10 protein-coding genes are annotated in these 12,478 nt (G+C 69.5%); 5 read left to right on the forward strand and 5 right to left on the reverse strand.

Annotated elements, in window-relative coordinates:
* Positions 1–578, reverse strand: a 578-nt coding sequence (locus WA944_RS22635; RefSeq protein WP_526647370.1) for an aldehyde dehydrogenase family protein, incomplete at its 3' end; no start/stop codon positions are given.
* Positions 579–658: 80 nt separating this feature from the next.
* On the opposite strand from WA944_RS22635, the gene WA944_RS22640 reads away from it, so the two are divergent.
* Positions 659–2,263: a PucR family transcriptional regulator gene (locus WA944_RS22640; RefSeq protein ID WP_526371221.1), complete on the forward strand. Its 1,605-nt coding sequence runs from the start codon at positions 659–661 to the stop codon at positions 2,261–2,263.
* Here the strand turns inward: WA944_RS22640 and WA944_RS22645 are convergent.
* Genes WA944_RS22645 through WA944_RS22655 form a run of 3 tightly spaced genes read right to left on the reverse strand, consistent with a single transcriptional unit; the run spans position 2,260 to position 6,345 of the window.
* Positions 2,260–3,681 (reverse strand): WS/DGAT/MGAT family O-acyltransferase, encoded by a 1,422-nt coding sequence (locus tag WA944_RS22645; RefSeq protein ID WP_526371219.1) that lies wholly within the window; start codon positions 3,679–3,681, stop codon positions 2,260–2,262. The two genes, WA944_RS22640 and WA944_RS22645, sit on opposite strands and share 4 nt — an antisense overlap.
* Positions 3,682–3,734: 53 nt before the next feature.
* Positions 3,735–5,192, reverse strand: a complete 1,458-nt coding sequence (locus WA944_RS22650; protein WP_526371217.1) for a protein adenylyltransferase SelO — start codon at positions 5,190–5,192, stop codon at positions 3,735–3,737.
* 10 nt (positions 5,193–5,202) lie between these two features.
* Positions 5,203–6,345, reverse strand: a complete 1,143-nt coding sequence (locus tag WA944_RS22655) for a hypothetical protein (protein ID WP_526371215.1) — start codon at positions 6,343–6,345, stop codon at positions 5,203–5,205.
* 178 nt (positions 6,346–6,523) lie between these two features.
* Between WA944_RS22655 and WA944_RS22660 the strand changes: the two genes are divergently transcribed.
* A complete protein-coding gene (locus tag WA944_RS22660) occupies positions 6,524–7,417 on the forward strand; it encodes a mycobacterial-type methylenetetrahydrofolate reductase (protein WP_526371213.1) in 894 nt (297 codons plus the stop codon).
* A 3-nt stretch (positions 7,418–7,420) separates the two neighbouring features.
* On the opposite strand, the gene WA944_RS22665 is transcribed toward WA944_RS22660, so the two are convergent.
* The gene (locus WA944_RS22665; protein WP_526371211.1) at positions 7,421–7,783 is read right to left on the reverse strand and encodes a DoxX family protein; all 363 of its coding nucleotides are present in this window, start codon (positions 7,781–7,783) and stop codon (positions 7,421–7,423) included.
* A gap of 109 nt (positions 7,784–7,892) precedes the next feature.
* Between WA944_RS22665 and WA944_RS22670 the strand changes: the two genes are divergently transcribed.
* The 3 genes from WA944_RS22670 to hrpA form a co-directional block, all read left to right on the forward strand.
* The gene (locus WA944_RS22670) at positions 7,893–8,372 is read left to right on the forward strand and encodes a hypothetical protein (RefSeq protein ID WP_526371209.1); all 480 of its coding nucleotides are present in this window, start codon (positions 7,893–7,895) and stop codon (positions 8,370–8,372) included.
* On the forward strand, positions 8,305–8,694 hold the full coding sequence (locus WA944_RS22675) for a VOC family protein (RefSeq protein ID WP_526371207.1): 390 nt from the start codon (positions 8,305–8,307) through the stop codon (positions 8,692–8,694). The genes WA944_RS22670 and WA944_RS22675 overlap by 68 nt, the downstream gene beginning before the upstream one ends.
* Before the next feature lie 25 nt (positions 8,695–8,719).
* Positions 8,720–12,478: ATP-dependent RNA helicase HrpA (gene hrpA / locus WA944_RS22680; protein WP_526647371.1), on the forward strand; the 3,759-nt coding region annotated here is incomplete at its 3' end.

A 12,478-nucleotide genomic window follows, 5' to 3' on the forward strand; every position in this document is an offset into this window, starting at 1 on the left:
CCGGCTTCGGCCCACAGTGCGGCGATCCACAGCGACGCCGAGGGGTCTTTCTCGCTGGGTTTGAGGACCACGGTGTTGCCGGCGGCGATGGCGATCGGGAAGAACCACATCGGGACCATGGCGGGGAAGTTGAACGGGGAGATGATGGCGACCGGGCCCAGCGGCTGGCGGGTCGAGTAGACGTCGACTTTGGTGGAGGCGTTCTCGGTGAACCCGCCCTTGAGCAGGTGCGGGATGCCGCAGGCGAACTCGACGACCTCCTGACCGCGGGAGACTTCACCGAGGGCGTCGGAGACGACTTTGCCGTGCTCGGCGGTGATGATCTCGGCGAGTTCACCCTTGCGCTCGTTGAGCAGCTCGCGAAACTTGAACAGCACCTGAGTCCTTTGGGCCAGGCTGGTGTCCCGCCAGGCCGGGAACGCCGCCGCAGCAGCGTCGATCACCGTCTGCGCGTCCTGCACAGTCGCCAACGCCACCTGCCCGGTGACCGCACCGGTCGCCGGGTTCGTCACCGGCGCCGTACCACTACCGGTCCCGGAGAACTCCTTGTTGTCCACCCAATGGGAAATACGCTGCATGACCCGAGTCTGGCGCCGAGCGGCCCTCGCCGCGGGCGACAGAGTGTCTCTGGATGCTCTGTTGGCTTTACATTGTGTTCATGACGCTGACCGTAGGGGAGGTCATCGGGTTGCCCGTGGTGCAGTCCGGTGCCCCGGAGGTGCTCTCAGCGCGGCGGTGGGACGAGCCGCTGCGGTGGGTGCACGGCAGCGACCTGGCCGACCTGTCCGCCCTGCTGCAGGGTGGGGAGCTGGTGCTGACTACCGGAGCGGCGCTGGCGCGGTCACCGCGAAAGTATTTGCAGCGCCTGGCGTCCGCCGGGGCGATCGGCGTGGTGGTGGAGCTGGGGGACCGGCTGCCGGTCCTTCCGGGCAATGCTGCGCCGATCGCGGAGGAACTCGGCCTGGCGCTGGTCGTGCTGCACCGTCCGATCCGGTTCGTCGAGGTGACCGAGGCGGTGCACCGCAGGATCGTCGCCGAACAGTACGAGGAGGTCGCCTTCGATCGTCGCGTTCACGAAACGTTCACCGAGCTGAGCATGCGCAGAGCCTCGGTCGCAGGGATCGTGGACGCCGCAGCCAGGATGCTCGACGAACCCGTTGTGCTGGAGGACCTTTCGCATCGTGCGCTCGCGGTGTCCGCAGGCGCCCACGCCTCCACGCTGCAGGACTGGGAGCGCCGTTCGCGACGGAGTCCGGGTGCCGGCGGCGAGTCATGGGCGACGACGGCGGTCGGACCCCGCACTGAGGAGTGGGGACGTCTGGTCGTGCCGCGCTCTCCGGCTGACTCCGGCCGGGCGACGATGGTCCTCGAGCGCGCGGCGGCGGCACTGGCTTTGCACCGGATGATCGAACGCGACCGGTCCGGGCTGCAGCAGCAGGCCCAGAGCGGTCTGATCGACGACGTGCGCCAAGGCCGGGTCACCGAGGAACGCGAGGCCGCCGCCCGAGCGCACGCACTCGGGCTTCGGGCCTCGACGCACTACCTCCCGGCCGTGGTCAGGGTCGAACGACACAAGCGGGCCGGCGATCCTGTTGCCCGCCATCGCCGCAATGTCGCCCTGCTCGACGCCGTCGCGCACACGGTCAACGCCGCCGGCCACACCGGGCTGTTCGCACTGCGCGGTGACGGTGAGGTCGGCGCCGTCTTCGCGCTGAAGGACTCCAGAACCTCCGCGGTGCCGAAATCCCTGACGGCGCTCGGCGAAGCGTTGCGCCGCGAGGTGGCGCGTGTCGATGCACCGCAGAATTCGGTACTGGCGTTGGCCGTTGAGGTGAACGCGGTCACCGACGCCATCGCCGGGCTCGCCGAAGCCGCTCACATCGCCGAAGTGGCGCTGTCGATGGCGGATCCGCGGCCCTACTTCCGTGCCGCGGACACCAGGCTGCGTGGTCTCGTCACGCTGCTCCGCGATGACAGGCGGGTGCAGCGGTTCGCCGAGACCGAGCTGAGATCACTGCTGGCAGAAGATGACCGGGTCGACCCTTCCGACATCGCGGTGCTGCGCGAGTACCTGGCCGCCGCCGGAAACAAGGTGGCCGCCGCCGAGCGGCTACACATCAGCCGGCCCGCGCTGTACAAGCGCCTGGCTCGCATCAGCAACCGTCTCGGGGTCGATCTCGACGACGGCGAGTCCAGGACGTCGCTGCACGTCGCGCTGCTGGTTCTCGATGCGCGTGGCCGGGCCGAGGGTACGCCGGGTTAGCGCAGCGAGGCCTTCTCCAGATCGCCCAGCGCATCACCGGTGTACACCGCGAGCCGCTGCAGATGGGGCAGCGCGTCGCGGCACCCGACAAAACCGAAGTTCATCGTCTCTGCGTAGCTCTGCAGCGTGATGTTCAGCGCCATCCCGTGAATCGGGATCGACACCGGGAACGTCGCCTCCAGCCGGGATCCGTTGAAGAACAGCGGCTCCCGCGGTCCGGGAACGTTGGACACGCACAGGTTGAAGGTGTACGGCCACGGCGGCTGCACACCGGTCAAGGCGCCGGCGACTTGTCCGCCCGCCGGTGCCAGCAGTGCCGCGGTGTAGGCGATGATGGCCGTCGGTGACATGGTCTGGAGCTGCGCCTTGGACGCGCGCGTCGCCGCGGTGATCGTCTCCAGCCGCTCGACCGGGTCCTCGATGTCGGTGCCCATCGGAGCCAAAATGGCCCCCACCGCGTTTCCACCGCCCTCGTCGCCCTTGGGCCGCACGTTGACCGGAAGGAAGGCGATCAGGGAGCGGTCCGGCAGCTTGTCGAAATCGGTGAGGAACTTGCGCAGACCACCCCCGATGATCGCCAACGCCACGTCGTTGATCGTCGCGCCGTGCTGGGAACTCAGCGCCCGCAGCCGGTCGAATTCGTACTGCTGGGTGGCGAACCGGCGGTTGCGGCTGATCCGCGCGTTGAGGATGCTGCGCGGCGCCGACGCAGAACCGGCGATCCTGGAGAACTCGCCGTCGCGCCGGATCTGGGTGTTGACGATCGCGTTGGTCAGATCGACCGCCGAGCTGACGCCACCGACGATCTGGGAACCGAAACCGCCGAGCGTGCGCAGCGTGGAGGCCAGCAGATTCGACGGTGACGGGGGCGTGCGGCGCTCCCGTTTCGGTGTCGGCACGTTGAAGAACATCCGGGTGTCCCGCGACTGCGGGTCCGTCGACAGGCTGCGCGCCAGCATCCGCATCGCGCTGTAACCGTCGACGAGCGCATGATGGATCTTCATGTACAACGCGAACCGGCCGCCCTCGAGCCCCTCGATGACGTGGATCTCCCACGGCGGACGGGTCAGATCGAGGTGGTTGCTGTGCAGCCGGGAGACCAGGATGCCCAGCTCCCGTTCATCGCCGGGGCTGGCCAGCGCCGAGCGCCGGACGTGATAGTCGAAGTCGAAGTCATCGTCGGTGACCCAGGTGTGCACCGGGCTGAACTGGAACCGCGGGTGGGCCAGTTTGCGGTTCCACGGCGCCATCACCTCTTGGCGCCGCGCCTCGTCGATCATCTGCCGCAGGTAGTCCCGCGGGGCGTCGGCGGGCGGCGTGAACGGCAGCAGCCCGGCGACGTGCATCTTCGAACTCGATGTCTCGCCGTAGATGAAAATCAGGTCCTGGAGCCCAAGCCTGACACTGTTGCCGCTCAAGGGCTCTCCTGTGGGTTAGCTGCTAGGGTTTCCGCCACGGTACGCCCGTGCGGTCAGGTTCCACAGAAAGTTCGGAAGGAGCTGCTGAACTCCTTCTCGCCTGGCTCGGCGTAGCGCTCGAACCCGGGCCGTTCGTCGAACGGCGACCCGACCGCCTCGAGCAGCTGTCCCAGGGTTGCCAGCTCACCGGAGGTCGCCGCCGTCAGCGCCTCCTCCACCAGGTGGTTGCGCGGAATGTAGACGGGGTTGACCAGGTCCATCGCCGCCGGATGCGGGCCCAGGGCGCGCCAGCGGGCGGTCCAGTTGTCGAAGGCGGCGAGGTCGAGGAACTCTCCCCGGGCCGGCTCGGCGTCCCCGCGGGCCGCCCGGCTCAGCCGGCGATAGAACGACGTGTGGTCGACCTGGCTCTGCTGCATCAGCGTGAGAAGATCCTCCACCAGCGGGGCCACCACCTCGGTGGGGGCGTCCGGAACTCCGAGTTTGGTCCGCATGCCCGCCGACCAACGGTCCTCGTAGCGGGCCGGGAACGCGCCCAGCGACGTCTCGGCGAGCGTGATCGCCTGATCGGTGTCCTGCGCGAGCAGCGGGAGCAGTGTCTCGGCAAACCGGGCCAGATTCCACAGCGCGATCCCGGGCTGGTTGCCGTAGGCGTAGCGGCCTCCGCTGTCGATCGAGCTGAACACCGTCGCCGGGTCGAAGCTCTCCATGAACGCACACGGCCCGTAGTCGATCGTCTCGCCCGAGATCGTCATGTTGTCGGTGTTCATCACCCCGTGCACAAAACCGGCCAGCATCCACCGGGCGATCAGTTCGGCCTGGACCGCGATCACGGCGTCGAGCAGAGCGAGGTACCGGTTGTCGGACTCGGCGGCCGCGGGGTGGTGACGGGCGATGGCGTGGTCGGCCAGCCGGCGCAGCACGTCCACGTCCCCGCTGGACCGCGACACCAGCGCGGCGTACTGGAACGAGCCCACCCGCAGGTGGCTGTCGGCCACCCTCGCCAACACGGCGCCGGGCAGTACCGTCTCCCGGTACACCGGGCGGCGGGTGGCCACCACTGCCAGCGCACGTGTCGTCGGGATGCGCAGCGCGTGCATGGCCTCGCTGATGACGTACTCGCGCACCATCGGTCCGACCGCCGCCAACCCGTCGCCGCCGCGGGCGAACGGGGTCCGTCCGGACCCCTTCAGGTGGAGGTCACGCACCCGGCCGGAGCCGTCGACCATCTCTCCGAGAAGCAGCGCCCGGCCGTCCCCGAGGCGCGGAACGAATCCGCCGAACTGGTGGCCGGCGTAGCCCTGGGCCACGGGGGTGGCGCCGGCGGGGACCGTTGTGCCCACCAACAGGCCCAGCCCGTCGGGGCTGCGAAGCCATTCCGGGTCCAGGCCCAGCTCGGTGGCCAGCGGTTCGTTGAGCGCCAGGAGCTGCGGCTCAGGCGCGGCTTCGGCTTTCCAGGCGACCGCCAGTTCCGGCAACTCTCTGGCGAACCGTCCCTGCAGTGCGATGCTCACCCCATCCAGACTACGGAGCCAGGCGGATCACGGCGATGGCGTCGACTCCGTCCTTGATCGAGATCCGGCGGTCACTCTCCTCGAGCACCAGCGTTCCCGCCGGCTCGGTGTAGGAACCGGTGTGCGGCAGGATAAGGGCACGCTGCCCGGGCGCGACGTCGGCCGTCTGCAGCGCCGACGTCGCCGGCACGACCTGTTCGATGCTCTCGGGGGTCACCTGCCACACCAGCGGTGGATACGTCTCCGGCCGGTCGCACCGCCACATCGCCAGGCTCAGCTTCGGCAGGCCGGTGGTCGGCCACCACAACTTCGGCACCTTCGACCCGGTGGCCGCGTCCGGGCCCGCCACATCGAAGATCTGCTGGGATCCGGCGGCGTCGGACACCACGACGACGGCGGTCCCGCACGTGCTGTCGCTGCTGCGGTACAGCGCATAGGCCAGCGAGGCCCCGTCGGCGCTGAGCCGGGCGGTCGTCACCGGGGTGTTCGCGTCAGCCTGACCCAGCGGTGTCGGCGCACCCGGGCCGTGCACCGCGTAGAGCGTGTCCGGACCGCCGAACGGCGACGGCGCACCCTCCACGCGCGCGAGCACCGCGGTACCGCCGCGGGCGACGATCAGCCGGGGCTCTGCCGGGGGTATACCGGCGACCGGCGGCAGGTCGACGATCTGCTGCAGCACGGGTTGCGACTCCGGGTCGGCGAGATCGAGCTGCATGAGCCGATTCGGCTGCTCCCACCACACGATCGAGCTCGGCCCGGCCGTCCCCAGCACCGGACCCACCGGCACCGCGCGGGTGGCTGCGTCACCGGTGGCCACATCGAGCGTGGCGACCTGGCTGTCGGTGGTCCGCGCGAACACGAACCGGCCGTCCTCGGTGGTGATCAGGTCGTTGGAGGCGTCGAAGGCGCCCGGCGCAGTGGCTACCACGCTGGTGCCGTCCACCAACCCCAGCTCATCGGCCGCCCGGTAGGCCAGCAGCGGGCCGGTGGGCGGCGGTGGTGGCGTCGTCGGGTCGAACGGCGAGCTCGGGCTCGGAGTGGTGACCGAGGTGGTGCCCGGCGCAGGTTCCACGCCGGTGCAGGCGGTGACGAGGCAGACGATCAGCAGTATCGCCAGCTTGAGGAGTGTCTTGGGCTTCTGGGGAATCTTCATGGGACTCCCTTCAATGTAAAGAACGGTCCCGAGAGTGGGGTGCGCTCGGGTCCTCCGCACCGAGCCCCGGAATCGGCGGGTCGGTATGGTTATTTTTTCCGGTGGCGGGGGCGAGGCCGAAGGAAGTGACATCGGCCGGGCCGCCGGGACAAGCCGACGTCAGATGTGGAGCAACGCTGTGAGCCTGAACACCATCGCTCTGGAGCTGGTGCCGCCGAACGTCGATCGGGGCCGGGAGCGGGCCCTCGAGGACGCTGAGAAGGTGCTGCGCTGTTCGGCGGAAGCCGGCCTGGCCGGGCGTGTCCGCCACGTGATGATCCCGGGGATGATCGACGAGGACGACGACCGTCCCATCGAGATGAAGCCGAAGCTCGACGTCCTGGACTTCTGGTCGATGATCAAGCCGGAGCTGCCCGGCATCAATGGCCTGTGCACACAGGTCACCGCGTTCATGGATGAGCCGACGCTGCGCGCCAGGTTGACCCGGCTGGGCGAGAGCGGGTTCGACGGGATCGCGTTCGTGGGAGTTCCGCGCACCCTCAACGACGGCGAGGGCTCCGGCGTCGCGCCGACCGACGCGTTGTCGCTGTTCGACAACGTCGTCGCCAACCGTGGCGTGATCCTGATCCCGACCAGGGAAGGGGAACACGGCCGCTTCGAGTTCAAATGCAACCGGGGCGCCACCTACGGCATGACGCAGCTGCTGTATTCGGACGCGATCGTCGCGATGCTCACCGAGTTCGCCAGGACGACCGAGCACCGGCCCGAGATCCTGCTCTCGTTCGGGTTCGTGCCCAAGCTCGAGACCAAGGTCGGCCTGATCGACTGGCTGATCCAGGACCCCGGGAACGCGGCGGTGGCCGCCGAGCAGGAATTCGTCGGGACGCTCGCCGGGTCCGAACCGGTGCAGCGACGCAAACTTATGCTCGACCTCTACAAGCGCGTCATCGACGGCGTCGGCGGGCTGGGTTTCCCGCTGAGCGTGCACTTTGAGGCGACCTACGGTGTCAACACGCCCGCGTTCGAGACCCTCGCCGAGATGCTGGAGTACTGGTCGCCCGACCAGCCGTAGCGGTCAGGCCCAGAACGCGACCAGCGGGACGGCGATGCAGATCGCGAGCATTCCGGTCGCGTTGACGAACAGGTTGCGGCCCAGATCGCGGGCGGCGACGTGCATGCCGACGGCAGCCACGAAATACCCGATCAGCGCCGCGCACGTCAGCGCCGCCAGGTAGGGAATCCACAGCCCGGCGATCAGGCCTGCGGTGGCCGCGAACTTGATGACCGGCATCAGCCACCACAGCCGGCGCGGCCAGCGCACCGCCTCGAAGCACTCTGCGATGAACCGCACCGGTCGCAGGCACAACAGTGCGTCACCGAACTGGATGGCAGCCAGCAGCAGCACCGGCCACGCCGGGTCGGGAGTCGAGAACGTCATGACCGGTAGACGAGACGGCCCGCGACTATGTGACAGCGGCGGGACAGCGGCGTTCGGTGACGGCGGCGTTCGGGATGAGTTCGCGGCGCCGGCGAGGTCTACTTCTTCTGTGAGGGCACCGAGCGCGCTCGTCCGCCGGGCCGGGGCAGTACTGGCCGCGGGTTCGGCGGTGCTGCACGGCGCATCACTCGCCCCGGCGGCGGCCTCGTGGGTGACGGCGCTGACGGTGGTGATGCTCATTGGCTGCCTGTACTGCGGGTACGAGCTGTGGACCCGGGACACGGTGCGGGCCTGGGTGCTGGTGGCGGCGATGAACCTGGTGATGGTCGGTGTGCACCTGCCGATGGCCGGGGCACACCATCACGGCGCTGTCCCCGGCTCGCTGTCGGATGCTGCGGCCTCGCCGATGCAACTGGCCTCCGCGGTGGCGCTGGTCGAGGCGCTGCTGGCAGGTGCCGTGCTGTTCGTCCGTACCCGAGCGCTCGCGCCGGTGGCCACAGCGCCATGTCAGAGTGGAGATCATGACGCACGCGGAGGCACCGGTCGGCCGGCTGGGCGCGGCCTCGATCGACTGCCCGGATCCGGCTGAACTGGCGGACTTCTACGGCCGCCTGCTGGGGATGCGCCGTCCGGTCGAATCACCCGACGGCGGGGTCGTGGCCATCACCGACGGCGCCCACATCCTGGCGATGATGCGCGTCGCCGACTACGTCCCGCCGACGTGGCCCGGACCCGGCCAGCACAAGCAGATGCACCTCGACGTGTCGGTGACCGATCTCGACGACGCCGTTGCCCGAGCCGAGCGGCTGGGCGCCCGCCAAGCCGAACACCAGGCCCAGCCGGCGATGTGGCGGGTCATGCTCGACGCGGTCGGGCACCCGTTCTGCCTGACGACGGTCGGAGCGGACTGACGGTCCGCCGCCTATCGTTGCCGGAGTGTCCGAACCGTCCACCGCCGACCTTCGCGCGCTGCGGGCGCGCCTGGACGGGCTGACGTTCCGCGACGCCACTCGGCTGGGGCGCAGGCTCAAGCAGCTGCGCAACCCGAGCGCCGAGCAGCTCGACAAGCTCGCCGGCCAGTTCACCACCGCCGAGGCGCTGGTCGCGACGCGCGAAGCCGCTGTCCCGGTGATCAGCTACCCCGACCTGCCCGTCAGCGAGCGGCGCGACGACCTCGCCAGGGCCATCAACGAAAACCAGGTGGTGGTGGTCGCCGGCGCGACCGGGTCGGGCAAGACCACACAGCTGCCGAAGATCTGCCTCGAAGTGGGCCGCGGGATCCGCGGCACCATCGGCCACACCCAACCGCGGCGACTGGCCGCGCGCACGGTCGCGCAGCGGATCGCCGATGAACTCGCCACGCCGCTGGGTGAGGCCGTGGGGTATGCGGTGCGCTTCACCGACCAGGTGAGCGACCGCACGCTGGTGAAGCTGATGACCGACGGGATCCTGCTCGCCGAAATCCAGAGGGACCGTCGGCTGCTGCGCTACGACACGCTGATCCTCGACGAGGCGCACGAACGCAGCCTCAACATCGACTTCCTGCTCGGCTATCTGCGGGAACTGCTGCCACGGCGCCCCGATCTCAAGGTCATCGTCACCTCGGCGACGATCGAGCCGGAGCGCTTCGCGGCGCACTTCGGCGGAGCCGAACATGGGTCCAGCTCGGGAGCGCCGATTGTTGAGGTGTCGGGGCGCACGTACCCGGTCGAGATCCGGTACCGCCCCTTGGAAGTCGTGCTTCCCGCCGCCGGCGGAGACGGGGTCGAGGACCCTGACGACCCCGACCACGAGGTGGTGCGCACGGAGCTGCGCGATCCGACCGAGGCGATCGTCGACGCCGTGGCCGAGCTCGCGGCCGAGCCCCCCGGCGACGTGCTGGTGTTCCTGTCCGGTGAGCGCGAGATCCGCGACACCGCCGAGGCCCTTCGTGGCGCGTTCGACGACAACACCGAGGTGCTGCCGCTCTACGCCAGGCTTCCCACCGCCGATCAGCAGAAGGTGTTCCAGACCAGCCGAGCCGGACGCCGAATCGTGTTGGCCACCAACGTCGCCGAGACGTCGTTGACCGTTCCCGGGATCCGCTACGTCGTCGACCCGGGGACTGCCCGCATCTCGCGTTACAGCCGCCGCACCAAGGTACAGCGGCTGCCGATCGAGCCGATCTCGCAGGCGTCGGCCCAGCAGCGCTCCGGGCGGTGCGGGCGAACGGCGCCGGGGGTGTGCATCCGGCTGTACTCGGAGGCCGACTTCGAGGCCCGCCCGCGCTACACCGACCCCGAACTGCTCCGCACCAACCTCGCCGCGGTGATCCTGCAGATGGCGTCACTGGATCTCGGTGCCGTCGAGGACTTTCCCTTTCTCGACCCCCCGGACGCGCGCAGTATCCGCGACGGTGTCGGCCTGCTGCAGGAGCTCGGCGCGTTCGACGGCTCGGGGAAGTTGACCACCGTGGGCCGCCGGTTGGCGCAGATCCCGGTGGACCCACGGCTGGGCAGGATGCTGCTGCAGGCCGACGCCGAGGGGTGTGTCCGCGAGGTCCTGGTGATCGCTGCGGCGCTGTCGATTCCCGATCCGCGGGAGCGGCCGGTGGACCGGGAGGAGGCCGCCCGCCAGAAGCACGCCAGATTCGCCGACGAGGCCTCGGACTTCGTCTCCTACCTCAACCTGTGGCGGTACCTGACCGAGCAGCGAAAAGAGCGTTCCGGAAGCTCTTTCCGCCGGATGTGCCGCGACGAATTCCTGCACTATCTGCGGATCCGGGAGTGGCAGGACCTGGTCGGACAGCTGCGCAGCATCTGCCGGGATCTGGGGATCCGGGAGCAGGACGAACCGGCCGACACCGCGGCGGTGCACGCGGCCCTGACCTCAGGACTGCTGTCCCACATCGGGTTACGCGATGGTGAGGGACGCGACTCCCGGCTGTACTCGGGGGCGCGTAACACGAAGTTCGTGCTGGCGCCCGGTTCGGTGCTGACCCGCCGGCCCCCGCGCTGGGTTGTGGTCGCCGATCTCGTCGAGACCAGCAGGCTCTACGGTCGCACCGCGGCGCGCATCGAGCCGGAGGCCGTCGAACGGGTCGCCGAGCATCTGGTGCAACGGACCTACATTGAGCCGCACTGGGATTCGAAGCGCGGCGCGGTGATGGCCTATGAGCGGGTGACGCTCTACGGGCTGCCGATCGTCGCCCACCGGCGTGTCGGTTACGGGCAGATCGACCCAGAGGTGGCACGGGATCTGTTCATCCGGCACGCGCTGGTGGAGGGCGATTGGGAGACGCGGCACCACTTCTTCCGCGACAACACCCGGTTGCGCGCCGAGCTCGCCGCGCTGGAAGAACGGGCCCGGCGGCGCGATCTGCTGGTCGGTGACGACGAGGTCCACGCGTTCTACGACGCGCGTATCCCCGCGGACATCGTGTCGGCCCGCCACTTCGACGGATGGTGGCGCAAACAACGTCACCGCAAACCCGACCTGCTCACGATGCGCCGAGAAGACCTGATGCGCGCCGAACAGGATGACGAGCATCCGGATGCATGGCGCGCAGGCGATCTGACGCTGCCACTGAGCTACCGGTTCGAACCCGGCGCCGCCGCCGACGGCGTCACCGTGCATGTCCCGGTTGATGTTCTGGCCCGCCTCGGTGGCGACGAGTTCGCCTGGCAGGTGCCCGCATTGCGAGAGGAGTTGCTCACCGCGTTGATCCGGTCGCTGCCGAAGGACCTGCGGCGCTACTTCGTTCCCGCTCCCGATACTGCGCGCGCGCTGCTCGCGGCGATCACGCCCGACAGTGGGCCGCTGCTCGACGCGGTGCAGCGGGAGTTGCGGCGCCGGACCGGGATCCTGGTCCCCGTCGACGCCTTCGATCTGGACAAGCTGCCGCCGCACCTACGGGTCACCTTCGCGGTGGAATCCGGTGACGGCACCGTGGTGGCCCGCGGCAAGAGCCTCGATGAGCTGCAGCACCAGCTCGCCGCACCCGCCCGGCAGGCGGTGGCGGCCGCGGTGGCAGGTGGGCTCGAGCGTTCCGGCTTGCGTGACTGGCCCGAGGATGTCGATGAGCTGCCGCGTGTCGTCGAGAGCAGCGGGACCACGGGACACACCGTCCGCGGATATCCGGCGATGGTCGACGGAGGTTCGTCGGTGTCCATCCGGGTGTTCGCGACCCAGCTCGAGCAGCAGGCCGCAGCGCCGTCCGGGAGCCGGCGGCTGCTGCGGCTGGCGGGGCCGTCGATCGCCAAACCCGTCGAGCGCGAACTGGATCTGCGGACCAAGCTGGTGCTCGGCAACAATCCGGACGGGACTCTGTCGGCACTGCTCGACGACTGCGCCGACGCCGCCGTCGCGCTGCACGTTCCCGGGCCGGTCTGGACCAGAGACGAATTCGTCTCCGCCCGAACCCGATTGACCGGCACGTTGGTCGCCGGCACGCTGGATGTGGTGCGCCGGGTGGAGAAGGTGCTGGCCGCGCTGCACGATGTGCAACTCGCGCTGCCCGACGTGCCGAGCTCCGCCCAGGCCGACGCGGTTGCCGACATCCGCGCCCAGTTGGCCCGGCTGGTGCCGGTCGGCTTCGTCGCGGCCACGGGGGTGAGCCGGCTGGGTGACCTCGCCCGCTACCTGACCGCGGTGAGTCGGCGACTGGAGCGACTTCCGCACGCGCTCAACGCCGACCGCGAGCGGATGACGCGGGTG

It is taken from the genome of Mycobacterium sp. (genome assembly GCF_049683355.1).
Lineage (GTDB): Bacteria > Actinomycetota > Actinomycetes > Mycobacteriales > Mycobacteriaceae > Mycobacterium.

Bases quoted from the DNA above. Each gene is read 5' to 3' on its own strand.
- WA944_RS22655 (WP_526371215.1), bottom strand. From the start codon at position 6,345: ATGAAGATTCCCCAGAAGCCCAAGACACTCCTCAAGCTGGCGATACTG.
- WA944_RS22640 (WP_526371221.1), top strand. From the start codon at position 659: ATGACGCTGACCGTAGGGGAGGTCATCGGGTTGCCCGTGGTGCAGTCC.
- WA944_RS22675 (WP_526371207.1), top strand. From the start codon at position 8,305: ATGACGCACGCGGAGGCACCGGTCGGCCGGCTGGGCGCGGCCTCGATC.
- WA944_RS22665 (WP_526371211.1), bottom strand. From the start codon at position 7,783: ATGACGTTCTCGACTCCCGACCCGGCGTGGCCGGTGCTGCTGCTGGCT.